At 42.6% G+C, this 25683-nt stretch carries 25 protein-coding genes; 7 read left to right on the forward strand and 18 right to left on the reverse strand.

The features are described 5' to 3' along the window. The first annotated feature begins 538 nt into the window (after window positions 1-538). From AC1XUD_RS14735 to AC1XUD_RS14750, 4 genes are all read left to right on the forward strand, one after another. Entirely contained in the window at window positions 539-1936 is a 1398-nt protein-coding gene (locus tag AC1XUD_RS14735) for a Gfo/Idh/MocA family protein (protein ID WP_483361785.1), read from the forward strand. A gap of 38 nt (window positions 1937-1974) precedes the next feature. Next, window positions 1975-2730 (forward strand): glucosamine-6-phosphate deaminase, encoded by a 756-nt coding sequence (locus AC1XUD_RS14740; RefSeq protein ID WP_483361786.1) that lies wholly within the window; start codon window positions 1975-1977, stop codon window positions 2728-2730. A 94-nt stretch (window positions 2731-2824) separates the two neighbouring features. Then, the gene (locus AC1XUD_RS14745) at window positions 2825-3961 is read left to right on the forward strand and encodes an acyltransferase family protein (protein ID WP_483361787.1); all 1137 of its coding nucleotides are present in this window, start codon (window positions 2825-2827) and stop codon (window positions 3959-3961) included. A 137-nt stretch (window positions 3962-4098) separates the two neighbouring features. Then, a complete protein-coding gene (locus tag AC1XUD_RS14750) occupies window positions 4099-5250 on the forward strand; it encodes a prolyl oligopeptidase family serine peptidase (RefSeq protein WP_483361788.1) in 1152 nt (383 codons plus the stop codon). A 41-nt stretch (window positions 5251-5291) separates the two neighbouring features. On the opposite strand, the gene AC1XUD_RS14755 is transcribed toward AC1XUD_RS14750, so the two are convergent. The 4 genes from AC1XUD_RS14755 to accC all read right to left on the reverse strand — a co-directional run bounded on the left by AC1XUD_RS14755 (window position 5292) and on the right by accC (window position 10100). Further along, window positions 5292-6359, reverse strand: a complete 1068-nt coding sequence (locus AC1XUD_RS14755; protein WP_483361789.1) for a winged helix DNA-binding domain-containing protein — start codon at window positions 6357-6359, stop codon at window positions 5292-5294. A 24-nt stretch (window positions 6360-6383) separates the two neighbouring features. Continuing rightward, window positions 6384-7061, reverse strand: a complete 678-nt coding sequence (locus AC1XUD_RS14760; protein ID WP_483361790.1) for a 2-C-methyl-D-erythritol 4-phosphate cytidylyltransferase — start codon at window positions 7059-7061, stop codon at window positions 6384-6386. Window positions 7062-7293: 232 nt separating this feature from the next. Beyond that, entirely contained in the window at window positions 7294-8343 is a 1050-nt protein-coding gene (gene queA / locus AC1XUD_RS14765; protein ID WP_483361791.1) for a tRNA preQ1(34) S-adenosylmethionine ribosyltransferase-isomerase QueA, read from the reverse strand. A gap of 254 nt (window positions 8344-8597) precedes the next feature. Beyond that, window positions 8598-10100 (reverse strand): acetyl-CoA carboxylase biotin carboxylase subunit, encoded by a 1503-nt coding sequence (accC, locus tag AC1XUD_RS14770; RefSeq protein WP_483361792.1) that lies wholly within the window; start codon window positions 10098-10100, stop codon window positions 8598-8600. 182 nt (window positions 10101-10282) lie between these two features. On the opposite strand from accC, the gene AC1XUD_RS14775 reads away from it, so the two are divergent. Both AC1XUD_RS14775 and AC1XUD_RS14780 read left to right on the forward strand, forming a co-directional pair. Beyond that, the gene (locus AC1XUD_RS14775; RefSeq protein ID WP_483361793.1) at window positions 10283-11551 is read left to right on the forward strand and encodes an aminotransferase class I/II-fold pyridoxal phosphate-dependent enzyme; all 1269 of its coding nucleotides are present in this window, start codon (window positions 10283-10285) and stop codon (window positions 11549-11551) included. A 260-nt stretch (window positions 11552-11811) separates the two neighbouring features. Then, window positions 11812-11991 carry a histone H1 gene (locus AC1XUD_RS14780; protein ID WP_483361794.1) on the forward strand — a complete coding sequence of 60 codons (180 nt, stop codon included), beginning with the start codon at window positions 11812-11814 and terminating at the stop codon, window positions 11989-11991. A gap of 56 nt (window positions 11992-12047) precedes the next feature. Here the strand turns inward: AC1XUD_RS14780 and AC1XUD_RS14785 are convergent, their stop codons facing one another. The 3 genes from AC1XUD_RS14785 to AC1XUD_RS14795 form a co-directional block, all read right to left on the reverse strand. After that, a complete protein-coding gene (locus tag AC1XUD_RS14785; RefSeq protein WP_483361795.1) occupies window positions 12048-12461 on the reverse strand; it encodes a MaoC family dehydratase in 414 nt (137 codons plus the stop codon). Between the two features lie 121 nt (window positions 12462-12582). Next, window positions 12583-12966 (reverse strand): ribosome hibernation-promoting factor, HPF/YfiA family, encoded by a 384-nt coding sequence (gene hpf / locus AC1XUD_RS14790; protein WP_483361796.1) that lies wholly within the window; start codon window positions 12964-12966, stop codon window positions 12583-12585. A 228-nt stretch (window positions 12967-13194) separates the two neighbouring features. After that, complete coding sequence (locus AC1XUD_RS14795; protein ID WP_483361797.1) at window positions 13195-13497, reverse strand: DUF4286 family protein; 303 nt, start codon at window positions 13495-13497, stop codon at window positions 13195-13197. 154 nt (window positions 13498-13651) lie between these two features. Between AC1XUD_RS14795 and AC1XUD_RS14800 the strand changes: the two genes are divergently transcribed. After that, on the forward strand, window positions 13652-14071 hold the full coding sequence (locus AC1XUD_RS14800) for a cytochrome B (RefSeq protein ID WP_483361798.1): 420 nt from the start codon (window positions 13652-13654) through the stop codon (window positions 14069-14071). 62 nt (window positions 14072-14133) lie between these two features. Here the strand turns inward: AC1XUD_RS14800 and cysM are convergent, their stop codons facing one another. The 11 genes from cysM to AC1XUD_RS14855 form a co-directional block, all read right to left on the reverse strand. Then, a complete protein-coding gene (gene cysM, locus AC1XUD_RS14805) occupies window positions 14134-15006 on the reverse strand; it encodes a cysteine synthase CysM (protein WP_483361799.1) in 873 nt (290 codons plus the stop codon). A 99-nt stretch (window positions 15007-15105) separates the two neighbouring features. After that, entirely contained in the window at window positions 15106-16317 is a 1212-nt protein-coding gene (locus tag AC1XUD_RS14810) for an alpha/beta hydrolase family protein (protein ID WP_483361800.1), read from the reverse strand. 80 nt (window positions 16318-16397) lie between these two features. After that, entirely contained in the window at window positions 16398-17129 is a 732-nt protein-coding gene (locus tag AC1XUD_RS14815; protein WP_483361801.1) for an alpha/beta fold hydrolase, read from the reverse strand. A gap of 273 nt (window positions 17130-17402) precedes the next feature. Further along, window positions 17403-19103, reverse strand: a complete 1701-nt coding sequence (locus tag AC1XUD_RS14820; protein WP_483361802.1) for an AMP-binding protein — start codon at window positions 19101-19103, stop codon at window positions 17403-17405. Between the two features lie 220 nt (window positions 19104-19323). Then, window positions 19324-19854 carry a GNAT family N-acetyltransferase gene (locus AC1XUD_RS14825; protein WP_483361803.1) on the reverse strand — a complete coding sequence of 177 codons (531 nt, stop codon included), beginning with the start codon at window positions 19852-19854 and terminating at the stop codon, window positions 19324-19326. A 42-nt stretch (window positions 19855-19896) separates the two neighbouring features. After that, complete coding sequence (locus AC1XUD_RS14830; protein ID WP_483361804.1) at window positions 19897-21288, reverse strand: hypothetical protein; 1392 nt, start codon at window positions 21286-21288, stop codon at window positions 19897-19899. Window positions 21289-21348: 60 nt separating this feature from the next. Next, window positions 21349-22476: a hypothetical protein gene (locus AC1XUD_RS14835; RefSeq protein ID WP_483361805.1), complete on the reverse strand. Its 1128-nt coding sequence runs from the start codon at window positions 22474-22476 to the stop codon at window positions 21349-21351. A 97-nt stretch (window positions 22477-22573) separates the two neighbouring features. Continuing rightward, window positions 22574-23143: a hypothetical protein gene (locus AC1XUD_RS14840; protein WP_483361806.1), complete on the reverse strand. Its 570-nt coding sequence runs from the start codon at window positions 23141-23143 to the stop codon at window positions 22574-22576. 6 nt (window positions 23144-23149) lie between these two features. Next, on the reverse strand, window positions 23150-23644 hold the full coding sequence (locus AC1XUD_RS14845; RefSeq protein ID WP_483361807.1) for a thermonuclease family protein: 495 nt from the start codon (window positions 23642-23644) through the stop codon (window positions 23150-23152). A 167-nt stretch (window positions 23645-23811) separates the two neighbouring features. Then, window positions 23812-24231 (reverse strand): hypothetical protein, encoded by a 420-nt coding sequence (locus AC1XUD_RS14850; protein WP_483361808.1) that lies wholly within the window; start codon window positions 24229-24231, stop codon window positions 23812-23814. Window positions 24232-24239: 8 nt separating this feature from the next. After that, window positions 24240-25472, reverse strand: coding sequence for a sulfite oxidase (locus AC1XUD_RS14855; protein WP_483361809.1), 1233 nt, complete (start codon window positions 25470-25472; stop codon window positions 24240-24242). Window positions 25473-25683: the final 211 nt, after the last annotated feature.

A 25683-nucleotide genomic window follows, 5' to 3' on the forward strand; every position in this document is an offset into this window, starting at 1 on the left:
TGTTAGACTCTTGCCAAGTCAGTCCTGCAATTATCTCACCTACTCCCCACTATAACAATAGCTATAAATGCGGTAGAGTGTTTCAATAGCACTCAAGATACCCGTGTTTCCTATGCTACATTCTCAATAGCCTGTCCATTTTTATTTTGGTAGGCTTCTCTTTTAAAGGCTTCTATATTTTTCGTGATTGCTTGACTTAGTACCTCGTATGTCGAAAGAGGAAAGAAGTAAACGAGTGCTGCGATATTTTTTCAACTTTCTGACCTCTCGCGGATTAAGTTAGTTGTGGACAGTATTCCAAGCGACCTTCCTTAATGGTTTTAAAGAATTTATGTAGCCTTACTGATGTGAAATTGCCGGAATTAGCACGCCTTTTAATATTTTGCAAGATTTTGACCGTTAACGTTACCGCTATTTATCTTATTTGTTTAATACGGCATTTTAGTTGTTTAAAATTCTTTTTAAATTGCTTTCAACATAGATATTCTGGGTATACTTTTAGCGGTCGTGTCTGAGTAAATTCTAACAGTGAGACGGTATGAAAAAAAGAGATTTTTTACGAATTACGGGTATAGGAAGCTTTGGTGTACTTGGTTCAGGTTTTGGGGAATTTCGACCGAAGATAGATTCGGTCTCTCGACCTGCCGAGTTCAACATGTCAGGATATGCGGCTCCTAAGATCGATACTGTTCGGATTGGATATATAGGGTTAGGTAACAGGGGAGGTGGAGCGGTGCAAAGAATCATTCACATAGACAATGTCGAGGTGAAGGCGTTGTGCGATATTAGGCCGGATCAGGCTACAAAAGCCGCCAAGACTTTCGAAGCAACTACGCATAAGCCACAACTTTATTCAGGGTCGAAAGATGAGTGGAAGAAAGTTTGTGAACGTGATGACATAGATCTGATTTATATATGCACGCCTTGGAGTCTCCATACGCCAATGGCTCTTTACGCGATGGAGCACGGCAAGCACGTGGCTGTGGAAATTCCTGCAGCAATTACTGTAGAGGAATGCTGGAAGTTGGTGGATACGTCCGAAAAGACCAAGAAGCATTGCATGATGCTGGAGAACTGTTGCTACGATTTTTTTGAATTGCTGACGCTGAACATGGCGCGTCAGGGCTATTTCGGGGAGATTGTACACGCGGAAGGAGCATATATCCATGATATTTTTGATTCACTTTTTGATACTACCAAAAGATATGACCTGTGGCGTCTGAGAGAGAATGAGCGCAACGGGAATTTATACCCTACACATGGACTTGGTCCTGTGGCTCAGATATTAGATATCAATAGAGGAGACAAAATGAACTATCTGGTCAGCATGGCAAGTGACGATTTCATGTTGGAGAAAGAAGCAAAAAAGCTAGCGGCCAGCAATTCGGATTTCAAAGAGTTCGCGGATAAGAAGTTCCGGGGAAATATGAATACCACGACCATCCGAACAGCAAAAGGTAAAACGATTATGCTTCAGCATGATGTTTCATCTCCACGAGTATACTCGCGTCTTCATACAATTAGCGGAACAAAGGGATCTGCACAGAAATATCCTTTGCCTGAAAACGCCCTGACCGGGAGAATTGCACAGGGACACGAGTGGGTAAGTGAAAGCGAGTTTAAGATTTTGGAAGAAAAATATCGGCCCGAAATCGTCAAGAAAGTAGGCGAGCTGGCAAAAAAAGTGGGAGGACATGGTGGAATGGATTTTCTGATGGACTGGCGATTGATCGATTGTCTTCGTAATGGCTTGCCACTGGACCAGGATGTGTATGATGCTGCTTCGTGGAGTGTAATATCGCCTTTGAGTGAGTGGTCGGTGAAGAACCGTTCGAATTCGATTGATATCCCTGACTTCACACGAGGGGCCTGGAAATCCAACAAGCCGGTTGATATATCGATGAAAGACGGCGGTAATACAGGCGTAAAATCCTGAAAAGGAATCAAATTAATTGAGAAACCACAGCGTGAATAATGAAAATTAATATTTCACCAGACAAGGAACGGCTTGGAAAGGCAGCCGGAAGATACGCAGGGCAGCTGATCAGAGAGGCTATTTCAGAAAATGGGAAAGCCAACGTGATATTGGCAACCGGCACAAGCCAATTTGAGACCTTGACTCAATTGATTTCTGAGGATGGAATTGATTGGGGCAGGGTGACAATGTTTCATTTGGATGAATATATAGGGTTGTCGATTACCCATCCGGCCAGTTTCAGGAAATATCTTACGGAGCGGTTTCTCGAAAAAGTTGCGCCTCTGAGTGAGGTATACCTTATCAACGGGGAAGAGGATATTGATCAGGAATTAAGTAGATTGAATGAAAAAATCAGCGCCAATCCTATCGATGTTGCATTGGTTGGAATAGGGGAGAACGGGCATTTGGCGTTCAATGACCCGCCTGCCGATTTTGAAACAGATGATCCGTATATTGTCGTAAACCTGGATGAGGCCTGTCGTTTGCAACAGTTGGGAGAAGGCTGGTTTTCTTCACTTGAGGAAGTTCCCAAACAAGCTATTAGTATGTCGATAAAGCAGATTATGAAGTCCAAACATATCGTTTGTTCTGTGCCTGATGGACGAAAGGCTCAAGCGGTAAGAAACAGTTTGACGCAGGAAGTTAATAATCAATATCCGGCGAGTATTTTACAAGCACATCCATTTTGTAGTTTTTTTCTGGATGAAAATTCTGCCTCTTTGATTCCTGATAAGGTTTTGACCGATATTTAGGTTTGACGAATACCTGAACATTTTGAATTGAAGTGCGTATATAGGCTTAGGTAAAAATGAAGTCCTGAATAAAGATTGATAAAAATCGAAACCCATGACCGAAGTATCGCCAGTTATAGAGCAACTAGAAAAACGCCAGTCCACGCGTTTGGCATCGATTGATGCTTTGAGAGGTTTTGATATGTTGATGATCGCGGGTGGCGGGCAGTTTATATATTTGTTAAAAGGCAAGACGGGATCAGCCTTTGTAGATACGATTGCCATGCAATTGGAACACCCTGAGTGGCACGGATTCACTTTTTACGATTTCATATTTCCTTTGTTTTTGTTTCTGGCCGGGACGTCTCTTGCTTTTAGTTTATCATCTGGTATTGCAAAGGGTATTGACCGAAGTATTCTTATCAAAAAAGTATTCTGGCGAATGCTGGTTCTTATTGCTTTGGGAATATTGGATAAAAACGCGCCCATTGACTTATTCGACCCCGCGCATATCCGTTACGGGAGTGTCTTAGGGCGAATTGGGCTAGCGACTTTTGTATGTACTTTGCTATTTCTCCGCTTCGATTTCAAACAAAGATTATACATTAGTTTGGCGGTGCTGGTCTTGTATTATATCGCTGTTGCATTTATACCTGCTCCCGGCTTTGGAAGAAGTGATTTTTCGTTTGAAGGGAATCTGGTTGGATGGATCGATAGAACATTTATGCCCGGAAGACTGAAACAAGGGACTTATGATGAGCTTGCACTTCTAACCCAATTCCCTGCCATATGCCTGACACTTTTTGGAACATTGGCTGGTCAAATATTATTGAAACAAAAAGCATCCAATCAAAAGGTACTGACATTGTTATCTTTCGGTGCTGCAGGATTAGTGCTGGCAGTTTTATGGGGACAGGTATTTCCAATCAATAAGCACTTGTGGTCGAGTTCTTTTATTATGCTGACGGGTGGCATGGCTTTTCTGTTCCTAGCGGTATTTTACTGGATCATTGATGTCAAGGGACACGTGCGATGGTCGTTTTTCTTTCGGGTGATCGGTATGAATTCGCTTGCCATATACCTTGCTTTCCGGTTTGTCGATTTTGGCGAATCGTCTCGACTGTTGTTTGAAGGTATTTATAAATATAGCCCTCCCGCGTTCCATGATGTATTCAATGCACTGGGAGCCACTGTTCTTGTCTGGTTATTTCTGTACTTTCTTTATCGCAATAAGATTTTTATCAAAGTGTAACAATGGGTCAGGAATCGGAGCAGTATTTTCAAGGGAGACGAGATTTTCTCAAAACCGCGGTGCCTATTGCTGGCATTCCTTTTCTTGGATTCCCATCACAATATTCTGAGGAACCATTACCTTTTTCCTTTTCAAATATGTCACAAAAAAGCATTATCGGAACATATGGCCAGTGGGCCACTGGTTTGGTGGAGGATATTCCGGCGTTATCATTTAGACATTCCCGTTGGACTGATATAGGGGCTTGGCGAAAGGAAGCAGTAAACAAAACCAAAGAATTGATATCAAGTCCGGAGCGAAAGGGAGTACCGGTAGTGACTGTTGAAAAAAGGTATACTTATGATGGGCTTGATATAGAGGAAATTTCGTGGCAACTTCCATATGGCCGCCGTACAAAGGCGGTTATTTTAAAACCTAAGGGTGTTACCAAACCATTGCCAGCAATATTGGGTTTGCACGATCACGCCGGGAAGAAATATTTTGGGTATCGTAAAATTGTAAAGACTTCCGATGATCAGCATCCATTGCTCCTGGATCACCAGAAGACGGATTATGGGGGAAAGGCATGGGCAAATGAGATTGCGAAAAGGGGATATGTGGTATTGGTTCACGACGCATTCGCTTTTGGGAGCCGTCGCGTATATTATGAAGATGTATCCGGCCTGGACTGGGGAGAGTTGAATGTCAAAGATAAAACCGACGCCGATCCTGAAAACATCGAGCATATTGAAAAATATAACGCGTGGTCCGGCGCGCATGAGCATGTCATGTCCAAGTCGCTTTTTTGTGCCGGGACTACCTGGCCCGGCGTTTTTCTGTCGGAGGATCAAACTGCGCTGGATATACTAGCGGCACGAAAAGATGTAGATCCTGAAAGAATCGGTTGTGGTGGATTATCTGGCGGCGGTTTGAGAACGGTATATCTCGGAGGTCTGGATCCAAGAATTAAATGTGCCGTTTCTGTGGGTTTTATGACAACATGGGCAGATTTGATTTTGAATAAATCTTACACGCATACCTGGATGACATATACCCCACTTCTGCCAAAGTATATCAATTTCCCGGAAATACTAGGCCTGAGAGCGCCGTTGCCGACCTTAGTGCAGAACAATAACCAGGATGAGTTATATACACTTCCGGAAATGAAAAAAGCGGATCAGATTTTAGGAGAAGTGTATAAAAAGGCTGGAGCTTCGGAGAAATATCAGGCCAGATTCTACGACGGTGAACATAAATTTGATGCTCAGATGCAAGCTGATGCTTTCGCGTGGTTTGATAAATGGTTGTAGACTTCAATTACAGACTTGCCAGGTATTCAGACCTTGTAAGTCTAAATGAGCTCTTTCTCCAAGTACCGCGCATACCGTTTCGCTGCAACTGTTAATTTTTCAAGCACACCTTTCCCAAGTTTGTCAAATGGGAGCAATTCGATATGCACTTTGTCCTTCTTTAAGGTACGACGCCAAATGCCTTTTACTTCTCCATTGACCACAATGGTTGGCATAAACATTCCGTTATTTCCAGGAACGATCTTGGCGATGTGAGATTGCGGAACCATTAAAGTGCGATTGGTGTATCCCAGCATATACTCATCAAATCCTGGAAGCAAGTGTACTGATTTCGTGGATAGTGAATCAGGCAGTTCGGGTGTCATCCAATAGGTAATGCCATCTGTTTCAAAGGATGTCAGTTTTGATTCAATGGATTGGAGACCTTTTTTTGCGTCTGAAATTTTCAATCCGGTCCACCATACAAAGTCATTAAGTGTCGCCGGGCCATGGCCCGAAAAATAGCGATATGCAATTTCGGCGAGTGCTTCGTCGGCTTCTATTACTTTTGAGGAGGGGAGCCAATCGTCGAGCAATACATATGTTGGCTGTTTTTCATTATGAATCCCATGGCATATGATCTGTTTTTGAGCAAGATAGTTCAGGATGTGAATGCCTCGCTGACCAGCCGGGTTAATTCCATTTTTCTCAAAAATCGTGTAGGCTTCGCCTCGAGTCAACTGCTTGCCGCCTTCCATTTCAGATATCAGTAAATCCTGAGTTTTGGCAAAAATAACATCATCCAGTTCCAGTTGTCTGTTCCGTCCAGCCATACCTGAAATGATACGCGGTGTTAGCAATTTCAGCATCCATCGGGCATCTTCGGCGGCAATAAAGTGAAGAGTGCCTCGCATAGGCCAGGTTCGGATGATCGATCTATCAGCAATAGCTTTGTCTATATCCGTTTCTGTTGAGCCGTATAACCTAAGTCCAATTGACCATTTGGCACCTGCATAGTCCTGCGCCTGAATTGCTCCTAATTTTGAGACTATCTCGGAAGTTGAAAGAGGCGACTCTCCTGTGATATGCAGGTTGTGGAGTCTTATGGCAATAAGCTCTCGGTAAGTCATATCATCTTGTTTTAAATTAGAAGATCAACTTTTTGCCAGATAAATTTCTGCCCATTTTAGATCTTCCGGTGTCGTAATTTTGATATTCTCATATGAACCCTCAATGAGGTGGATGGGATATCCGACCATTTCCAACACACTTGCGCAATCTGTAAAAAGTGGTTGATATTCAACTGCGAAGGCATTACGCATCCATTCCAATTTAAAGGTTTGCGGAGTTTGGATAATACGGAACAAAGACCGGTCTTCGGCTTGGTTCCGGTCATTTTCACGGATCGAACGTATGGAGTCTTTCAACGGGACACTTACAACGGCTGTCCCGTTAATTGCAGCACTTTTAAAACTATTTGCAATAATCTCGGCGTTGATAACTGGCCTTACGGCATCATGCACCGCTACTAACCCAGTCTCAGTAGTGATGCTGTTCAACCCATTTTTGACGGAATTGAATCTGGTGGCTCCCCCGGCGACTAAGTTACAGGGGATACTGAATTTAAATTTTTTACATAGTGCTTTCCAAAAAGCAAACTGATCTGCCGGTAAAACAATAATCAATTCGAGGTCCTCCGAATAACTTCTGAAAGCCTTGATCGTATGAAAAATAATGGGCAGGCCGTTTACCTCCAGAAATTGTTTTGGGATATCGCTTTTCATGCGACTACCGCTCCCACCGGCGACTAGTATTGCAAACTCTTGACTCATTTGGAGCTGTTAGCTACTAGCCGTTAGCTACTAGCTTTTGGTTTTTAGGTTTGTAATTCAATGATTTAGCCCAACTTGATTAGGCTGATAGGCCAAAAGATACTGTTTAATATATTTGTGTCTTCGAGTCGTTGTGACAAACAAAAGAGTATCCAGCTATCAAACGAAAAAAGTCATTTACATCCATGGCGAACCACTCTGTAAATGACAATTTATGACTTTTTAGGCTATATTATATAATCAGCATTGCGTCGCCATATGTAAAGAATTTGTACTTTTCTTTGATGGCTAATTCGTAGGCTTTCATCACAAGGTCATATCCTCCAAACGCACAGGCCGACATCAACAATATTGATTCAGGGAGCTGAAAGTTTGAAATCATAGCGTTCGCGATTTTGAAATCGTATGGAGGGAAAACAAATTTGTCTGTCCATCCCTCTACTGCTTTCAGGTGACCGCTTGCCGAAACAGATGATTCGATTGCTTTCAAAGATGTAGTGCCGACAGCGCAAACACGTTTTTTCTTATCGATCGCTTTGTTAACGATCTCTGCACTTTCCTGAGTGATTTTGTAGTTCTCAGAATCGGTTTTATGCTTTGTTAAATCTTCTACGTCAACATTACGGAAGGTTCCCAGGCCGACGTGTAGTGTGATGGGTGCGAAATCCACACCTTTAATTTCAAGACGTTTCATCATTGCTTTGGTGAAGTGCAAGCCAGCTGTTGGCGCAGCAACGGCTCCGATATGCTCAGCAAATATGGTCTGGAAACGCTCACGGTCAGCACTTTCTACTTTGCGACGTGAAATGATTTCCGGAGGAAGTGGTGTTTCTCCCAATTCGTCAACTAGTTTCATGAAAGCGTCATTATCGCCGTCATAAAGGAAACGGATTGTTCTTCCGCGTGAAGTAGTATTGTCAATTACTTCCGCAACCAGGTCGCTATCGCCGAAATACAATTTATTGCCTACTCTTATTTTACGTGCAGGATCTACCAAAACGTCCCAAAGACGCATTTCGCGGTTCAATTCTCTTAGAAGGAAAACCTCAATTTTTGCTCCTGTTTTCTCTTTTTGACCGAAAAGACGTGCCGGGAATACTTTTGTATCATTGATCGCCATTACATCACCATCGTCAAAATAGTTGATGAGGTTGGCGAAAGTTTTATGCTCAATTTCTCCGGTTTTGCGGTGAACGACCATCAGGCGCGACTCGCCGCGATCAGAGGGATGAAGTGCAATAAGACTTTGGGGGAGATCAAATTTAAATTCAGATAGCTTCATAGCCGGATTATCAGTATTTATCGAGAGTCAGTCAGAAAAAAGAGGAATATTGCAGCGACTTGTTTCCTTTTGAGGATGTGAAAATTGTCTTGATCAATGTGGTCGCCGTCTTTATCAAAAGGAGATTTGCAGTTTGTGTTACTGACATAAATCGCACTGAATTATGAATTAACTAACTTATAACTCAGCCATTATAAAAATTAAGTGCGCAAAAGTAGTGAATTTTTCAGGCAAAAGCAAGTCTTTTTTTACGCCTAGGCGCCAAGCCTGTTTCTTTTCCAATTGGATATTGCCTCCCTTTGAGCCGGTTGACTCCGCAAAGGTGCGTTTTTGTCTTTTTCTGCGAGAAATGCGGTGAAGACAGCGGCCAATGAATTTAGGTTGTCGGCAGCTTCCGGATTTAGAAAAGACGGCTCGAAATGTTCTTTTACGAAATTAGTACTGAAAGTTCCGTCCTGAAAATCTGAGTGTTGCATTACAAAACGGCAGAATGGTAAAGTGGTCTTCACGCCACTGATCTGGTATTCATCAATCGCTCTTATCATCTTGCTGATTGCCTCTTCCCGGTTTTCGCCATAGCTGATTAATTTGGCAATCATCGGGTCATAATATATGGGAATATTCATTCCCTGCTCGAAACCGTCATCCACTCGAACCCCGTTACCTTTTGGTATAGAATACGTTGCCAGCGTGCCAACATCAGGCAGAAAATCATTGGCAGGATCTTCTGCATATACTCTGGATTCTATTGCATGACCTCTGAAAGTAATATCCTCCTGCTTGTACGAAAGTGCTTTCCCCTCTGCAATCCATATCATTTGTTTGACCAAATCAATACCTGTAATGAGCTCCGTGACAGGATGTTCCACCTGAAGCCGGGTATTCATTTCCAGAAAATAGAAGTTTTTTTCCTGATCTACAATGAATTCCACTGTGCCAGCACCGTAATATCCGCATGATTTTGCCACCGCGACCGCGCATCGTCCCATTTCAGCTCTCACACTTTCGCTTATAGATACAGAGGGAGCTTCCTCTATCACTTTCTGATGTCTCCTTTGAATGGAACACTCACGCTCGAAAAGGTGAATGATATTGCCGTGTTGGTCACCCAAAATCTGGATTTCTATATGTTTGGGCGAGACAATGTATTTTTCAATAAAAACAGAACCGTCGCCAAACGAAGAAAGTGCCTCACTAATAGCACGATCCATTTGCTGGTCAAAGTCATTTGAATCATTTACAATACGCATACCTTTACCGCCGCCTCCTGCACTGGCTTTGATCAGAACCGGATATCCAATCTGTTCGGCGATTAGCCTGGCTTCGTCGCGATCGTCAATGGCTTCGGCGGTACCAGGAACGAGTGGTATATGATATTGCGCTGCTGCCTGTTTCGCTGACAGCTTGCTCCCCATAATTTCAATGGAAGAAGAGGAGGGACCAACAAAAATCAACCCCGTTTCTTCGACTTGTTTTGCAAACCCGGCATTCTCGGACAAAAATCCGTAACCGGGATGGATCGCGTCTGCGCCGGTAATCATGGCCGCGGAAAGAATTTTCGGAATATTTAAATAGGATTCTGATGCTGGTGCAGGGCCAATGCAAATTGCTTCCCTGGCATATTTAACATGAGGTGAAAGTCGGTCGGCTTCGCTGAAAACGGCTACTGTTTCAATATTCATTTCGTGAGCGGTTCTCATGATTCTCAGGGCAATTTCGCCACGATTAGCAATCAGTAACTTTTTTATTTTCAACATACTACAAATTTACAATGATTCGATTTAACCAAAATAATAGCATTTTTAGTGGTAAGAAATCGTAATTTTTCTAACTTACATTAGGGCTGATTGTTAGGTGCCTATTAAACTTAGGTTATTTTTTTTAATTTTGCACTTATCTAACATTTAAAAGATTGATTACCCACATAAATTAGAAGCGAGTGGATATTTTTGAGAAATTGCACAACAACTCCGGACCAATCGGTACACCGGCCAAAATGCTCAACAGCCATCATTACTTTTCTTTCCCAATGCTTGAAGGCGAATTGGGTCCCAAAATGAGATTTATGGGACGCGAGGTGCTGAACTGGAGTCTGAATAATTATTTAGGCCTGGCAAATCATCCGGAAGTAAGAAAGGTGGATGCTGAAGCTGCTGCAAAGTGGGGATTGGCTTATCCGATGGGTGCAAGGATGATGTCAGGTAATTCAACCCTTCATGAGCAATTTGAAAAGGAATTGGCTGAATTTGTGGGGAAAAAGGATGCTTTTTTGCTCAACTACGGCTATCAGGGTGTCATGTCAGCGATTGAATGTATTTGCGATCACAGAGATGTAATCGTTTACGACGCGGAGTCACATGCCTGTCTGATCGACGGAATTCGTTTGCATAAAGCTAAAATGGGTGCTTATTATAAGTTTAACCATAACGATATGGTTAGCCTTGAAAAGAACCTGAAGAGAGCTACCAAAATGGCTGAGGAAAAAGGTGGTGGGGTATTGGTGATCACTGAAGGAGTTTTCGGAATGTCCGGAAAAGTAGGGAGCCTGAAAGAGATTGTAGAATTAAAAAAGAAATATGAGTTTAGACTCCTGGTAGACGATGCACACGGCTTCGGAACAATGGGTGAAACCGGGGCTGGAGTTGGTGAAATGTTGGGCGTTCAGAAAGAAGTAGATCTTTACTTCTCTACGTTTGCAAAATCCATGGCTGCTATCGGGGCATTTATTGCTTCAGACGATGAGGAGATTGTCATGTACCTGAAATACAATATGCGTTCTCAGACTTATGCGAAAGCGCTTCCAATGCCATATGTTGAAGGTTGCCGTAAGCGTTTGGAGATGATTAAAACAATGCCTGAGTTGCGTACGAAACTTTGGGAAAACGTAAAGGCAATGCAAGACGGTCTTCGTTCTCGCGGATTTAACATCGGAGAAACGGAGTCACCGGTGACTCCTGTTTTCCTTCACAGTGAAGGTGGAGTTCCTGAGGTTACTCGTATGGTGAGAGACCTTCGCGAGAATATGGGTGTTTTCTGTTCAATTGTTGTATACCCTGTTGTTCCGAAGGGACAAATCATGTTGCGCATTATCCCTACGGCCTCCCATACATTGGAAGACGTAGAATATACGCTAAACGCCTTCACAACCCTTGCCGATAAACTTAAAAACAGAGTTTATCAGATCGAAGAAGTTCAGGAAGAAGTATAGCAAAATATGGGCTAAATAAGCATTGGAGGGCATTTTTGGAAACATGCCCTCTTTTTTATTGCTCCGTTAAATAGGTTTTGGTTTTGTATAACCTTCTGATGTACAGATGATTAAGGTTGTGACCGAACCGTTATTGTATTTTAGGGTTGTTTTTTTTTGTTTTTTGGGTTGCGGAAATGTTTTTAATTACTAAATTTCGGTCAAAAGATGCGTTTCTAGCTTGTTAGAGGCACTATTTAAACTAAAAAACAAATACACAAATGGCAAGATTTGATGAAGTAAAAGAATTGATTCTTTCATTGGAAGGAGACTTCGATAAGTTTTATAACAAGGCAAACCAAGCCGCTGGAACTCGTGTTCGTAAAGGAATGCAGGATCTTAAAACTTTAGCTCAGGAAATTCGTTCAGAGGTTCAGGACAAAAAGAACGCTGGAGAATAGTTGTTAAAAACACACTGAGAAATTAGAGCCCGGCCTTGAAGGTCGGGCTTATTTTTTTAAAATTTTTCTTTGTTAATCATCGTAGCCACACCTTTCACGGTAACTTTTTTAGTAGTGCCATCAATTATATCACCTCCAATTTCGGCAAGATGCTTTTCCGGGTTGATGCTTAGTATCGTGAATATTACTTTGTAATCTGTATCCACAAACATCGGGCGTAAAAACTCTAAAGTCTGTTTTACGTATACCGAACCGAAACCAGGAAACTGTGTACCTAATATTTTTGTAAAAACGGTTGCACTCAGCATTCCGTGGATAATCGGACGCTTAAAGGGAGTTGTGGCTGCATACTCGGCATCCAAATGCAGAGGGTTATTATCACCCGTCAATTCTGCGAATTTTTCTACCTGTTCCTGTGTAAATGAAAAGGCATACTCAAATGAGGCGCCTACTACCGGCTCAATATCCATAGTTTATAAAATTAGTCAGTTATGCTGCAAAATTGATGAATTAGTTTTTCACTGCCAACTGCCTGATATTAAAAAAAGAAGCCGCTTGGCGCGGCTTCCTTACATTAGATTTATATTTAGATTATTCCTCTGTTTCGTTCGTGAGTACAAGAAGTTCTTCCTCTTCTTCGACAACAACACCGTCAACAATTTTTGGAGCCCTTGCCTTATTCTTCTTATCCTTAAATTTTTTAACCTGCATTTTTAAAGTATCCACTGCCAGGTCCGTCGCCTCTTCGAAGGTAGTACCTTGTTCTCTCACAAACATTGTTCCTCCCGGCACATAAAGCTTCACTTCCAGTAATTTGGTATGAAGCTTCGCATTTTCATTTTTATCTAACCTCAAAAACACTTCACCACTTGTTATTCGGTCATAGAATGTGTCTAGTTTATCGAGTTTTTGCTGAATAAATTCCAACAATCTTGGATCCGCATCAAAGTGAATTGCTTGCATCTGCAGTCTCATAAGCACTATGGTTTAAGGTAAAACAATACTTACAATTCCTGCCTGACTGCCCCGCAAATGATTCAACAAACACATTCAAATTCGGTTATCCTTTTCTTCAATTGTCTGATGCCTCCGGGGTTTAAGGCAGAAATGTAGAGTGAATAAAACGAAATATTACCGGAATGTCAAGTTAAAATTAAGGTTTTATGAATGTCGCCTTAGTTTTCAGATTCTGTCGGTATTATTCTACACCTCCTGAAGAAGTGTCCGGAAAGAGACATAGTGGCCGTTGAAAATTTCATGATGCGTATCGATGATAAGTGGTTGATGATCTGACTGATACGATAGAAAATCGGCCATGTTTTTGAAGCTGAATTGGTTGGTATACGTAATGCCGTCCGTTTCGATTTCGGTGAGTAAACGTAAGAGCTTAACGTCTGTCGCTAAGCCTGTTGCCAAAATTGCCGGGATATGCTTGGATTTCATATAAGCCAGCCATTCGTTTTCGATTTCGGGGCTTACATTATAGGTTGTATTAAATGTAATCATGATGCTTATGTTATTTCGATGCAAAGATCGGGCAATTATGGTTGTCGGCCTAATAATTGTGAGAAGGCAGATAACAGGCAATTAATTATTTGGGAGAAGAACGACGGAGGATTACCTTTGTAACCATACAGTTGTCACCATAACCAGACTCTAAATGAATATTCTTCTCCATGCCCACTCAGGCTTACGTTATGTCGTCCTGGCATTATTGATTGCTTCCATATTTACAGCATATTCCAAATGGCAGTCCAATGCTCAGGGAGATAGCAAGTTATACCTGTTTGCGCTTATTGCTACACATACCCAACTCCTGATCGGCCTGATACTTTATGTATTGAGTCCAAAAGTTAATTTCAGTTTATTGAGTGAAAAGGTATTCAGATACTTCTCTATTGAACACGTCTTTATGATGGTGATCGCGATCGTATTGATCACAATCGGAAGAATAAAATCAAAGAAACTTTCTGGTGCAGCGAAGCACCGGACGATTCTTTACTTTTATGTGCTGGGCTTGATCATCATGCTGGTTGCTATTCCATGGCCGTTCAGAAACCTTGGATCTGGCTGGTTCTGATACAGTTATCCCTCTTTTGAATTCTTTCAGATTTGTATCTTGAATTCAAAAGAGGGATAATTTCAACCAAAAAGATCGCTCGACAAATATCTGTCACCACGATCGCAGATGATCGTTACAATAATGCCTTTTTCTATTTCCTGAGCCAGTTTAACTGCTCCCCAAACGCCCCCCCCGCTACTCATTCCCGCGAAAATAGCCTCTTCTCTGGCAAGCCTTCTGGTCATATTCGTAGCATCTTCCTGACTCACTTCTATAACCCGGTCTACTTTTGATCTGTCAAAGATCTTTGGTAAGTATTCTTCCGGCCATTTTCTGATACCGGGTATACTCGAGCCATCAGTAGGCTGACAGCCTACAATCTGAATGTCGCTATTCTGTTCTTTCAAATAAGTCGAAACGCCCATAATTGTTCCGGTTGTGCCCATAGACGAAACGAAGTGTGTGATTTTTCCGTCGGTATCGCGCAGGATTTCCGGGCCAGTGGTATTGTAGTGAGCTTTCCAGTTGTCAGGATTTGCAAACTGATTGAGCATGACATATGCACCCGTCGAGGCCTGTTCTTCTGCATAGTCCCTCGCGCTTTCCATTGTTTCGGTTAATATCACTTTTGCTCCGAAAGCCTCCATGGTTAACACCCTCTCACGGGTCGAATTTTGAGGCATAATCAGCTCAATATCAATTGAAAATAGCCTGGCCATCATTGCCAGCGCGATCCCCGTATTACCACTTGTGGCCTCAATCAGCTTGGTTCCGGCAGCGATTTCTCCTCGATCTACTGCGCCTTTTATCATGCTATATGCTGCCCGATCCTTTACGCTTCCACCTGGGTTATTCCCTTCTAGTTTACCGTAAATCTTAACATTGGGATTCGGATTAATTCTGTTTAACTCAACGAGAGGGGTATTGCCCACTAAATCAAAAAGTGATGACATGCGTATTGGAAAGTATCTGGGTGTTAGGACTCTGCTATGTGGATTGAATGCTGATGTTGGTGTCTTCGGGTATTTGTGACAATTTTGCCTAGGGCTACACTACATGTATTTCGGCGTTTGGAAGAAAGTCAGCGTATATATCAGATAATCATCAATCGAGCTTTCGTGTGTGCCGTTTGGTATGGTAATGAGTTCAACGTCAGGTGCACCTAATTTTTTCATTGCGGCATATGCGTTCACCGAATTCAGATAGAAAACCACCGGATCTTCGTCGCCGTGTACAAGCCTGGTTGGGGTAGTCGGTTTCCAGTTATACACATTATTGTCTGCCACAGCATCGATGAAACCTTTATTCGTTCCGTTATTAACTTCCGAAATGAACGTGTCGGTTAATGTGGTATTGAAACTCACATTGATTTCTGTATCAACTCCGTTTTGCTCAACCTGAGTGGCATATGGTTCTTTGAAGTAATAGCTTTTGGGTTTATTCAATTTGTAAACCCTGTCGTATGTCAATAAAACCCACAAATACAGCTTGTTATATTTGGCTACTCCCTGCGTAGTGTTGTTGATGATATTGTCAGTAAACGCGGTTTTGTCATATGCTCCGGCTCCGCAACTGGACGCCTTGAGGTTAAACTCCGCAGATGCCTCTTCTTCAATTTTTTTCTGAAGAGACATCGTTGCATACCCCCCCTCTGAGTATCCTCCAAGATATAGTTTCTGATTCCATTTTACATCATTCTGGCCTTTGATAAACTCCTTCGCAGCTCTAAGCATATCGAGACTTGCTGATGCAAGACTGGCCCGATGCTCATAGGGATGCGGGTAATCTTTCGACGCGCCATATCCTATGTAGTCGGGATAGACAACGATATAGCCGAGCGACGCACTCAAAGCTCCGAAAGTCGCAGCTTCCTGTCCCTCCTGAAAGTTGGACGGTGCGGATTCTTCAGTATAAATAGTCCCGTGTTGAATACTCAGCATAGATGCTTCCTGGTCAGTATCCGGAATGATTAATGCACCCGATGCCGTGATATCAGTGCCGTCTGTATTCTTGGTATGATAAGAGAGTTTGTAAACGGTAACGCCATTTTTGACATATCCCGTCAAAAGCGGACTGATGGCTGCTACCTGGGCTGAAATAGATTCTTTGGTAACGTCAGCAATCTTCGTGCTCTCGATCAGATACTGATTTTCCTCCGGAGTTACTGGATCGTTATTGTTATCACAAGCTGTCAGCAGCAGGAAGCACCATATAAACAGCAGCGAAAATTTGTACTGTAACGTTTTGTAGTCGAGATTCTTCATATTACAAAAAAAGTCAGTGTTTAGCCATGATATAACGAACACTGACTTGAATTAATAAATTCAAGAAGATATTGTTTTGATTAAATTTTGGACATATACCACGATATCATCCTGGAAGCAGCGTCAGGCCTTTCAACCATACCCATATGCCCGGCCTCGGCCAGTATAAAAGGATACATCTGATCAGGATATTCAACGAGTTCAATTGTGTTTTCAAAACTCAATACCTTATCCTGCATTCCGAGAATGAGGAGAACCGGAAATTTGAACGATTTTAGAACAGCCGTCCGGTCGGGACGATTGCGCATTGCAGTAACACCTGCTATCAGCGCTTCTGCCGGTAGCTTGCCAAAACGAGTCACGTGGCCTTTGATTTTCTCAGGAAACACCTCCTTAAACCGATCGCCGAAAAGATTTGGGCCGGTGTTTTTTATAAAAGTTTCCGCTCCATAGTTCCGGAGCATTTCGATCGTTTGGTTGCGCTGGTGTTTCTTGGTTTCATCATCTGCGAATGCGGTTGAATGAAATAGGCCGAATCCTTCCAGCATTTCAGGATACTTTTCCGCGAAAGCCAAGCCAATATATCCACCCATTGAGTGACCAATCAGCGTGCACTTTGTAATGGTTGCGTTGGTCAGGAAGCGGTGAAGCTCCTCTGCATATTGTTCCACAGTTTGACAAAACGTGAACAAGGAAATATTGGGTCTGACAATGGTGAAATATTCATTGAGATTAGCGTCCACATGATCCCAAATCGTATCGTCCATTCCATGACCATGAAGTAATACCAATGTTTTGCGGCGGAGATTCATATCGTTTTCTTATTTGGGTTGAGTAATAAATTAAGAAATGATGGCTGCCTGAATTGAGCCGTGGGATGATGAAACTAGTTGAATATCAATTATTATACAAGCTAAATGCGAATAAGAAGCTAATAATTCTTCAAATTCCTCGCCTTGGGATATTCAAATTAGTTGACTTTTAGAGCAGAAAATGGTGTCGTACGTGTAGCTACAAAAGACAAAAGCCAGAGATAACTACCCTGGCTTTGTCACTCATAATGAGTTAATTAATTATTAAATTCCTTATTTAGCAAGCGCTTCGTCTCTGAGTGCGCGGCGGAGAATTTTACCAACATTCGTTTTGGGCAATTCGTCACGAAATTCAATAACCTTCGGACACTTATAGCCGGTTAAATTTTCTCTGCAATATTTTTTAATTGTTTCTTCTGTCAAACCCTGATCACGTTTCACTACAAATATTTTTACGATTTCTCCGGATTTTTCACTCGGAACGCCCACGCACGCAACTTCCAGGACACCCGGACAACGGGAAACAACGTCTTCAATTTCGTTGGGATATACATTGAAACCCGAAACCAGGATCATATCCTTCTTCCGATCTACGATTTTGAAAAAGCCATCTTCATCTTCGATGCCGATATCGCCAGTTCTGAACCAACGTCCGTCTTTGTCTTCGAAAATAACCTTTTCAGTTTCGTCGGGTCGGTTTAAGTAGCCGAGCATAATTTGTGGCCCGGTTGCACATATCTCACCCCGTTCCCCTAACTCGGCCCAGGTATCGTCATCACGTAATATGCGCATTTCAGTACTTGGGAATGGAATACCGATCGTTCCAGGTCTGTGACGTCCGTTCAACGGATTAACGGATAATACGGGTGATGTTTCGGAAAGACCATATCCTTCAACCAATGTGCAGCCAGTAATTTTCTCCCATTTTTCCGCGACAACCTGCTGGAGTGCCATACCCCCGGCGATGGACACTTGCAGCCCACTAAAATCGACCGATTTAAAATCTTCGTTATTATTTAGTGCATTGAAAAGGGTATTGAGGCCAGGGAATATATTGATCCTGAATTGTTTGAGGTCTTTTATAAACGCCTTCATATCCCGCGGGTTAGTGATGAGCACGTTAAGTGCTCCCCATTTGATCCCACATAATCCATTCACCGTCATTGCGAAAATGTGGTAGAGTGGAAGAGGGGCCGCCATCACAAGTTGCTCGCTGCTTCCTGATTCCCGGAGTTTGGACATGAGCCATTCGTTTACACCTTCCGCATTTGCGATTAAATTGCGATGGGTTAGCATAGCCCCTTTTGCTACTCCCGTCGTTCCACCGGTATATTGAATGAAAGCAACATCAGACCCCTTGATTTCCGGTCGTTTATAACCCATCGCTGCTCCGATTGACAGCGCTTTATTAATTGACACAGCACTGGGCAAATCATATGCGGGAACCATTTTTTTGACATACCTGACCACAGCGTTCACAAGGATTTTTTTCGGAAAACCGAGCAAATCACCTATCTCAGTGACGATCACGTGCTGAATCTGGGTCTCTCCAATAATTTTCTGAAGGTTGGCAGCAAAATTTGCAAGAATTACTATCGCTTTAGCCCCTGAATCGGCAAACTGGTGGCGCATCTCCCTACTGGTATACAGCGGGTTGGTGTTGACAACGACCAGTCCTGCGCGAATCGCAGCAACCATTGCAACCGGATATTGCAAAACATTGGGCATTTGGATTGCAATTTTATCTCCCTTTTTCAGTCCCAAACTTTGAAAATATGCGGCCAGGTGTCGGGAATACACTTCCAGCTCAGCATACGTCATGTTTACGCCCATATTGTAAAAGGCGGTTAGGTTTGCATACTTTTGAAAGCTTTCTTCAAAAAGGTCTGCAATAGAACTATATAGGTCCGGGTTAATTTCTGCGGGAACGCCTTCCGGATAAAATTTGAGCCAGGGATATTTGTTTGTTGACATTTCAAACAGGGTTATGCCGGAACCAGAACATCTCGGTTCGGATGCTTAAAGTACTAAATTAGGGCAAAAAAAAGTAAATTAAGTCCTATATAAATTTTATCGGCAATTGAGTAGATAATTGGACTTTTGGTCAGGTCTCGTCAGGAAATGGTCATTGGATTGTAAAGGGTGAATGCACCTAGATGAAAACGGTATGGGATGTTTTATAAGAGATTGCATATCAATTATATAACTCCAGGTACCTTGCCTTGGAAAGCTCCCACAGCCAAAGCGGCCCTTCTTCCTGGTCTATGATATCCTCCGTTTGCTGGAATCCAATTTTTTGAAGAATATGTACAGAAGCATTTTCTTCCGAGATAGTATGGGCAATCACTTTGTGTACGCCACTTTGACTAAATGCGTGTGTAACCAAACCCCGGGCTGTTTCTTCGCCAAGCCCTCGGAGGCGGTGGGAAGGCATGATTTCATAACCGATTTCGACAGTGCCTGTACTATCAGGTTCGCCTTTGTATCCGCATGAGCCGATGAGTTGGTTGTCTATCGTACAGATTGTAAGATAAACCCACCACTCCCGCAGGGGAGGGTGGGCTTTCCAGCGATGATATGAAGGAGTAAACGTATCTCGGAATTCAGTCCATTTTTTTGGGACATTAGCCCCCAATACTCTGGCTAATATATTATTGCCCATTCTGATAGCGTCAAAAAGCGTATCGTCGCACGGGACAATTCTCAAATTCGGTGTTAGGATCATTTTACTGTAAGTCGGGAAAATGTCCGAATTTAAGCAATTTCGTTAGAAATTATTATCATCCAATCGATCCGTGATCGCCTTTCTTATTGCCTGATGGGGACGCATTCCTGTATTCTTGGTTCTAGTAACAGCCCTATCTGATGAGGAATTGGCCTTCGCCCGCAGCGCCAGGTTAGAAACCGTCAGATGACTGTTACGCCATTCATCGTATTCTTCTTCCGACATTACCGCCCGCGAAACTTGTCCGTGCGCATATCCACTTTCGAACAAGTCCTGACGGCTGTTTGTCATGGCTTCGCGCAATTCAGATTCCAACCTTTCGATCGCCATTCGAAGATTCGTTTCTTCTTCTTTCAATTTCGTAAGAGAAGGAATAAGATTCAGGTCGTTTTCGTGGATATTCTTCTGAGATACGTGCTCATGAATTTTCTCCTGAACAGCAGCTAATTGTGTAGCCAACTTCTTTCTTCTGCGTTTTAATCGCCACAATTTAGGATCCGCCTGCAGCCAGCGATACCAAAATCCCTGGAGTACCGGCAAAGCCATGCCCAGGGAAACAGCACCGGCAATCGCGAAAAGCACTCCACTTAAAACGAATGAAAGCAATGCCCAGGGACTATTCACCAAATCCAGGTTCAGTTGATCTGAATTTTGAAGCGCCTGTTCAATTTTGTTGGTCAATTCCGGACTATTGATTGGTGCACCCGTCAACGGATCAACGGCGTTTAACTGTAAGCTTTTAACCGATTTATTGATCGCCTCTTTTAATTTATCTGTGCGATATGCTTCATAACGGAACCAGCCTAGAACGATTAAAGTGACAATTGCAAAAACAGATAGCGTCAGTTTAAAACCTGCATATCTTGATCTTGCTTTAGGAGTATCCTCATTCCGAAAAGGTTCTTCAATCAAACGGTCATAGGCCGGTTTTAGCAAAACGGAAAGCATCGCCAAACCAATTGCAAAAGCCCATGCTTCGTTGGAGTTTCTGATATTCAAGGCATATGCCACAATTTCGTGGGATATGATAAGGTCACCCGCAATAAAGGATATACCTGCCGCTAGAAAGATTAGCCCGGCTATCAAAGAATAGGAAGGCCCTTTTTCTTCCCTTTTTGTCCGCAGCGTTTCCGAAGTAGTATCTATATCTGCTATCGATTGTTCGATCTGGCTTTCGAGTTGAGTCTGTGAATTTAGTCCTCTTAACTCGTTCTGAAGTTTATCGAAAGCATTTTTATGCAGAAGAGCCGCTTCTTTGTATTCGCTCTGGTTTAAAGCCAACGCCTCTTTTTTCTGTGTCAACTGCTCGGTATACCATTCCTGACTCGTATTGCTTGCCAGGTACGATTTATACGATTGAGGATCAGTTCCTTCAATTCCACTGGTATATCCGGTATTGAATTCCGGTTGTTGATTTTCTGTCTGTTCTTCCATAACTATATATTTCTGAAGATGAGAATGCTATTCTGGTTTTTCGAAGCGCAATGTTAATCGCTATTCTCTGTTGCCGCTGATATATTTTAATTGCTTGCTAGTCAGCTCGTTTTTCATCCTTCTTGCCAGGTAAAACTCACTTTCAAAAAGCTTGATGAGCATATCTCTTTTGGCGAAAATTTTATCCCTGGCGATTTCGGCATCTCTCTGTTCTTTCAAAGCCTGCCATTTTTTGACGCGCAATTCATCTATTTCTTCTTCGAGACGTAATATATCCTCTTCCCAGGTAGTGCAATTCTGCTCCGATTTCTCTTTATCGTTTTTGTTGTCAATCCATATTTTCAGGTCGTTTCGCAACAAGGTAATGTTGCTTAAAAGAAGTTTGCCAGCAAAAAGGAACAGAAAGAAAACAAACACAAACAGCGCCAGCGCTTGCCAGAAAGTTTGATAGGTCAGCGCGTTTATGAAGACAAACAGCGAAGCTGCAAAAGGCAACCCGATCTCCTCCAGAAGCGACCGCCAGGTTACTTTTGAGTCGCCGTCATGAAACATCGAAATTCGGCCAAAGAGGCTGAACATTCCCGCCAGAAAAACACCGATTGATATGGCCCCACTTGCCTTAAACACAGGTTCGAGCGATTCCTTGATCAGATAAAAATTGCCTGTACACATAATGATGCAAAGACCCAATCCGATAAGCGTCCGAGGTAAATGGTGATTGGAATTAAACCTTATTTGCGTTTCTAACGCGAATTTCGAGCTTAAGTCTTCCATCCGCTGGCTTTTTTGACCGATGAAAAGGTTCAACTCCTGAATGCGCTCATTCTGCTGTTCGATATCGGCAATATGCCCGGAAGACAATTGTGAAAAGTACTTATGAATGATTTCCGTTTTCTCCTGAGGATCCGACTCTGACAAACCAAAAAGAACTCCCTCGTCCCGCAAAGTTGCTTCGTCTTCAAGCCAGTAAGGAATGGAAGGACCCGGGTCTGGCGTTGAATTGTTTTCACCCGAATTTGGAATGGTAATGTCAGCCACAGCCGTTGGCTGCAGGTATGTGGTCAACGGATCCGTTGTGTTGTGTTTTTCTACAATTTCGGAAGACTCTTGTTCGTCGTCGTAATAGTCTTCTTCATCTGATCTCGATGAACGAAACCATTGCATTAGTTTTTCAGTGAGTTTGGCCATAATGGTGATGGATTAGCCTGCGATTATCCATCAAAACAGGTAAACTATCCACATTATTGTGATGATCGGTAATTAATTTGGCGTAAATGTCTCTGAACTAGGTATTTGGAAACATCGACTTTAGCGCCAGCCAAAGCTTCTTTTTGATATTGACGTCGGCTTCCACCACCGACAATGGGTCCGCGAGCAGAAACCATATACCTTCTATCTGCTTGGGTGTATACGGAGGGAGCAATAGATCCAGGTTCAGTTTAATTAACGGTACCCCGAATGTGATGAAATAATTGGTTCTTTTTTCAGCCAAAACAACCCGCGCATCTTTACTTTCAAGATGGCTGAAATTAAGCATATCAACTTCGGCAATGGAATGACCCACGGCTTTGAGGATGTTCGTCAGCAAAGTAAGCTCCGAATTATTGATCTCTTTGGATTTTGGTTCATCGGCCAGAACCAATATACTGTGTTTTAAGGCTGGGAAAGTAGTTTGATGAGCAACAGGTGCAACAACCACGGGCGGGATAATCGAAGGCGTAGATGGTAAGACAGGCTCTGAAACTGGCTTGGTGCTTTGCGACTCGGTGCTTTTGTGAATTACCGCTGGCTCGCTAATCTGAAAAAGCGTCTCGTCCTGAAATAATATCTGATAAAGTGCAGCCTCGTTTGTCATATCCTTTTATAATCTCCCCAAATTTATACCCTCCTGACTCCATATCCCAACTTTATTTGTTCTCGCCGTATTCTCAAGATCAGCATATGCCCGATCGGATGAATATTTTTTGAAGTGCACGGCAAGCCCGTTTCTAACCAGACTTTTGTTTAAATTCTCTCCATTGGCAAGAATTACTTCGCCGATGAGCCTACCATATTTATCGAATTCGCCATGATGTTTGATTTTCACCTGAGTGCGAAAACACATTCTGGAGGTATATTGTTTAGCCACTTTATAATACGGTTTGCCACGCTCCGGGCAATTGATATGCATCAATCGAATACGCAACGGCATGTTTTGTCTATGCCCGGCTTTTTTACCGCTATATATGTATTTCAACTCAATCGTGTCTCCATCCTGAATCCCTACAACTTCGGCTGCTAATGGATTCGGTAAATCATCTTTTTCGGCGAGAAATTCATTCGTGTGGAGACTGGTAAATCCTGATAAAATGTACAAAAGGAATATTAAACAAAAGCGGGTATTCGGAAGGAAAGGGAAAGGTTTCAAGAAGTTTTTGGGTATTGAGTAAACGAAAAGTTGTAGATGAACCACCAACATGTTAGGGACATTAAGATTGATTCCTAAGCTTAACTGGTTCAACAAAAAGAGTAGCAATAGTTAGCCTATTGTGAATTAAGCTTATACCATTTAATATCTTTCAACGGAGCCCTTCGCGCCACGGTCGCTGAAGGTGCGTAATATTTTTCCAGATAATCAAGCACCTGAACTTCGGTTTCGCCCAGATCCCACAAATTGTGGTTTGCCTGCATCCATCTGATCTTCTGGCGCCAGCCATCTCTTGAAAAGCGGTGTTGGATAATCAACTTGGTGGAATGGCAATTGGTGCATTGCGCCTTTACCATGTACAGATTTTTATCCTCATACAATCCAGTCTCCGGATCTTTTTTCAGCGTATCTGCAACCGATTCCGAGCCTAGAATTTCTTTTTTTGCAATAACATTTGAAAGCTGAATGCCATCATATCCGAAATACAACGCGGCACTTAACAATATCGTAAAGGCGTATTTAACAGGTAATATCATATCAAAAATTATTCGGCTTTTACAGCGATTCGCTCACATGCATTGTTCAGATATCCTCCCGGATTCCATGCAGGAGATAGCATTGGTTGGGAAATACCTTGGTCATCTGTTGCTTTAACCCACACCTCATAATATCCCTTTGTCGGTAATTTTATTTTAGTATTCCATTGCTGCCACGCAAGGCGATTTACAGGTGCTTCCAAATGGGTTAGTTGCCACGTTGCTCCAAAGTCAATTGAAATATGGACCTGTTTGACCTGTCTGTCGCCAGCCCAGGCATGCCCACGCAATGGCAATTCCTGATCCGGGCTGATTATAGCACCGGATTTTGGATAAGTAATTATAGACTTGACAGGCATTGAACCAATGATCTGAAAATATTCGTCAGTAAGCGGAACTTCGGTACCTGGGGCCACAGGGATTTTTGGAATTTTGTAACTGTGGCCTTCCATTTTTGCGCCGTCGTGAACCTTATTTCGAATTGATATACCGCTCAGCCATTTTCCGGAAGTTGAAGCGGGCCATCCACCGATTACCAAACGAAGCGGAAAACCGTGAAACTCGGGTATATCCTCGCCATTTAGTCCCCAGGCAATTAGCGTCTCGTCTTCCAAAGCTTTCGCAATAGGAACTCCTCGCGAAATAGCCTCTTTTTTGGGATCCCTGCTTAGGTGCAAATCCTTTGAATGATATCCTATATATACAGCATCATCTTTGATGCCCACATCCTTTAATATATCCTTTAGGCGTACACCTGTCCATTTGGCGCAATGAACAGCACCCTGTCCCCATTGATTTCCCGAAGTTTGGGGTTGATATCCCGATCGGCCGTTTCCACCGCATTCGAGGAGGAGCTGATAGGTATAAGTTTTAAACTGCTTTTTTAAATCCGCGATGGTATATGTTTTCGTGGTCTTCGCAGATTCACCATTAATAGTAAGCGTCCACGTTTTGACGTCAAAAGATTCAGGGATAAGCCCATTATTTCTAATAAACATTTTGTCTACCGGCGTCACGTTGTCATCCAGTAAGTGAAGCGGCGTTTCGACGTTCCAGGGCTTGTCACCCAGCACCAGCATTTCGGTGCTTTTGCCTTTCAATGCATCCTTCTCACCCAAAATAACAGGGACATATCCCACTGGCATATTTTCCGCAAAAACGATATTTGTACCGATTGCTGCAGTTAATGCTGCGAGACCAGAATTCTTAATAAATTTTCTTCTATTTAATGGGGTACTCATTATTTCAACGGCCTGGTTTGAACTATCACTTTCAAAAATAAGCAAACCTCGGCAGGGATATACCCATTTTTTAAATTATTGTACTCCTGGTATATCATAAAAAAAGGATTGACCTCAATGAAGTCAATCCTTAGCCAACCTGTTCCACTTTCAACTTTAACCAGTATAATGAATTCGTGTGTGTATAGCTTTAATCAATCTTCTGTTTTAC

The sequence above is a fragment of the Dyadobacter sp. HNCC25DJ184 genome (assembly GCF_056895215.1).

Bases quoted from the DNA above. Each gene is read 5' to 3' on its own strand.
- AC1XUD_RS14735 (WP_483361785.1), top strand. From the start codon at position 539: ATGAAAAAAAGAGATTTTTTACGAATTACGGGTATAGGAAGCTTTGGT.
- AC1XUD_RS14740 (WP_483361786.1), top strand. From the start codon at position 1,975: ATGAAAATTAATATTTCACCAGACAAGGAACGGCTTGGAAAGGCAGCC.
- AC1XUD_RS14745 (WP_483361787.1), top strand. From the start codon at position 2,825: ATGACCGAAGTATCGCCAGTTATAGAGCAACTAGAAAAACGCCAGTCC.
- AC1XUD_RS14750 (WP_483361788.1), top strand. From the start codon at position 4,099: ATGTCACAAAAAAGCATTATCGGAACATATGGCCAGTGGGCCACTGGT.
- AC1XUD_RS14755 (WP_483361789.1), bottom strand. From the start codon at position 6,359: ATGACTTACCGAGAGCTTATTGCCATAAGACTCCACAACCTGCATATC.
- AC1XUD_RS14760 (WP_483361790.1), bottom strand. From the start codon at position 7,061: ATGAGTCAAGAGTTTGCAATACTAGTCGCCGGTGGGAGCGGTAGTCGC.
- queA (WP_483361791.1), bottom strand. From the start codon at position 8,343: ATGAAGCTATCTGAATTTAAATTTGATCTCCCCCAAAGTCTTATTGCA.
- accC (WP_483361792.1), bottom strand. From the start codon at position 10,100: ATGTTGAAAATAAAAAAGTTACTGATTGCTAATCGTGGCGAAATTGCC.
- AC1XUD_RS14780 (WP_483361794.1), top strand. From the start codon at position 11,812: ATGGCAAGATTTGATGAAGTAAAAGAATTGATTCTTTCATTGGAAGGA.
- AC1XUD_RS14785 (WP_483361795.1), bottom strand. From the start codon at position 12,461: ATGGATATTGAGCCGGTAGTAGGCGCCTCATTTGAGTATGCCTTTTCA.
- hpf (WP_483361796.1), bottom strand. From the start codon at position 12,966: ATGAGACTGCAGATGCAAGCAATTCACTTTGATGCGGATCCAAGATTG.
- AC1XUD_RS14795 (WP_483361797.1), bottom strand. From the start codon at position 13,497: ATGATTACATTTAATACAACCTATAATGTAAGCCCCGAAATCGAAAAC.
- AC1XUD_RS14800 (WP_483361798.1), top strand. From the start codon at position 13,652: ATGAATATTCTTCTCCATGCCCACTCAGGCTTACGTTATGTCGTCCTG.
- cysM (WP_483361799.1), bottom strand. From the start codon at position 15,006: ATGTCATCACTTTTTGATTTAGTGGGCAATACCCCTCTCGTTGAGTTA.
- AC1XUD_RS14810 (WP_483361800.1), bottom strand. From the start codon at position 16,317: ATGAAGAATCTCGACTACAAAACGTTACAGTACAAATTTTCGCTGCTG.
- AC1XUD_RS14815 (WP_483361801.1), bottom strand. From the start codon at position 17,129: ATGAATCTCCGCCGCAAAACATTGGTATTACTTCATGGTCATGGAATG.
- AC1XUD_RS14820 (WP_483361802.1), bottom strand. From the start codon at position 19,103: ATGTCAACAAACAAATATCCCTGGCTCAAATTTTATCCGGAAGGCGTT.
- AC1XUD_RS14825 (WP_483361803.1), bottom strand. From the start codon at position 19,854: ATGATCCTAACACCGAATTTGAGAATTGTCCCGTGCGACGATACGCTT.
- AC1XUD_RS14830 (WP_483361804.1), bottom strand. From the start codon at position 21,288: ATGGAAGAACAGACAGAAAATCAACAACCGGAATTCAATACCGGATAT.
- AC1XUD_RS14835 (WP_483361805.1), bottom strand. From the start codon at position 22,476: ATGGCCAAACTCACTGAAAAACTAATGCAATGGTTTCGTTCATCGAGA.
- AC1XUD_RS14840 (WP_483361806.1), bottom strand. From the start codon at position 23,143: ATGACAAACGAGGCTGCACTTTATCAGATATTATTTCAGGACGAGACG.
- AC1XUD_RS14850 (WP_483361808.1), bottom strand. From the start codon at position 24,231: ATGATATTACCTGTTAAATACGCCTTTACGATATTGTTAAGTGCCGCG.
- AC1XUD_RS14855 (WP_483361809.1), bottom strand. From the start codon at position 25,472: ATGAGTACCCCATTAAATAGAAGAAAATTTATTAAGAATTCTGGTCTC.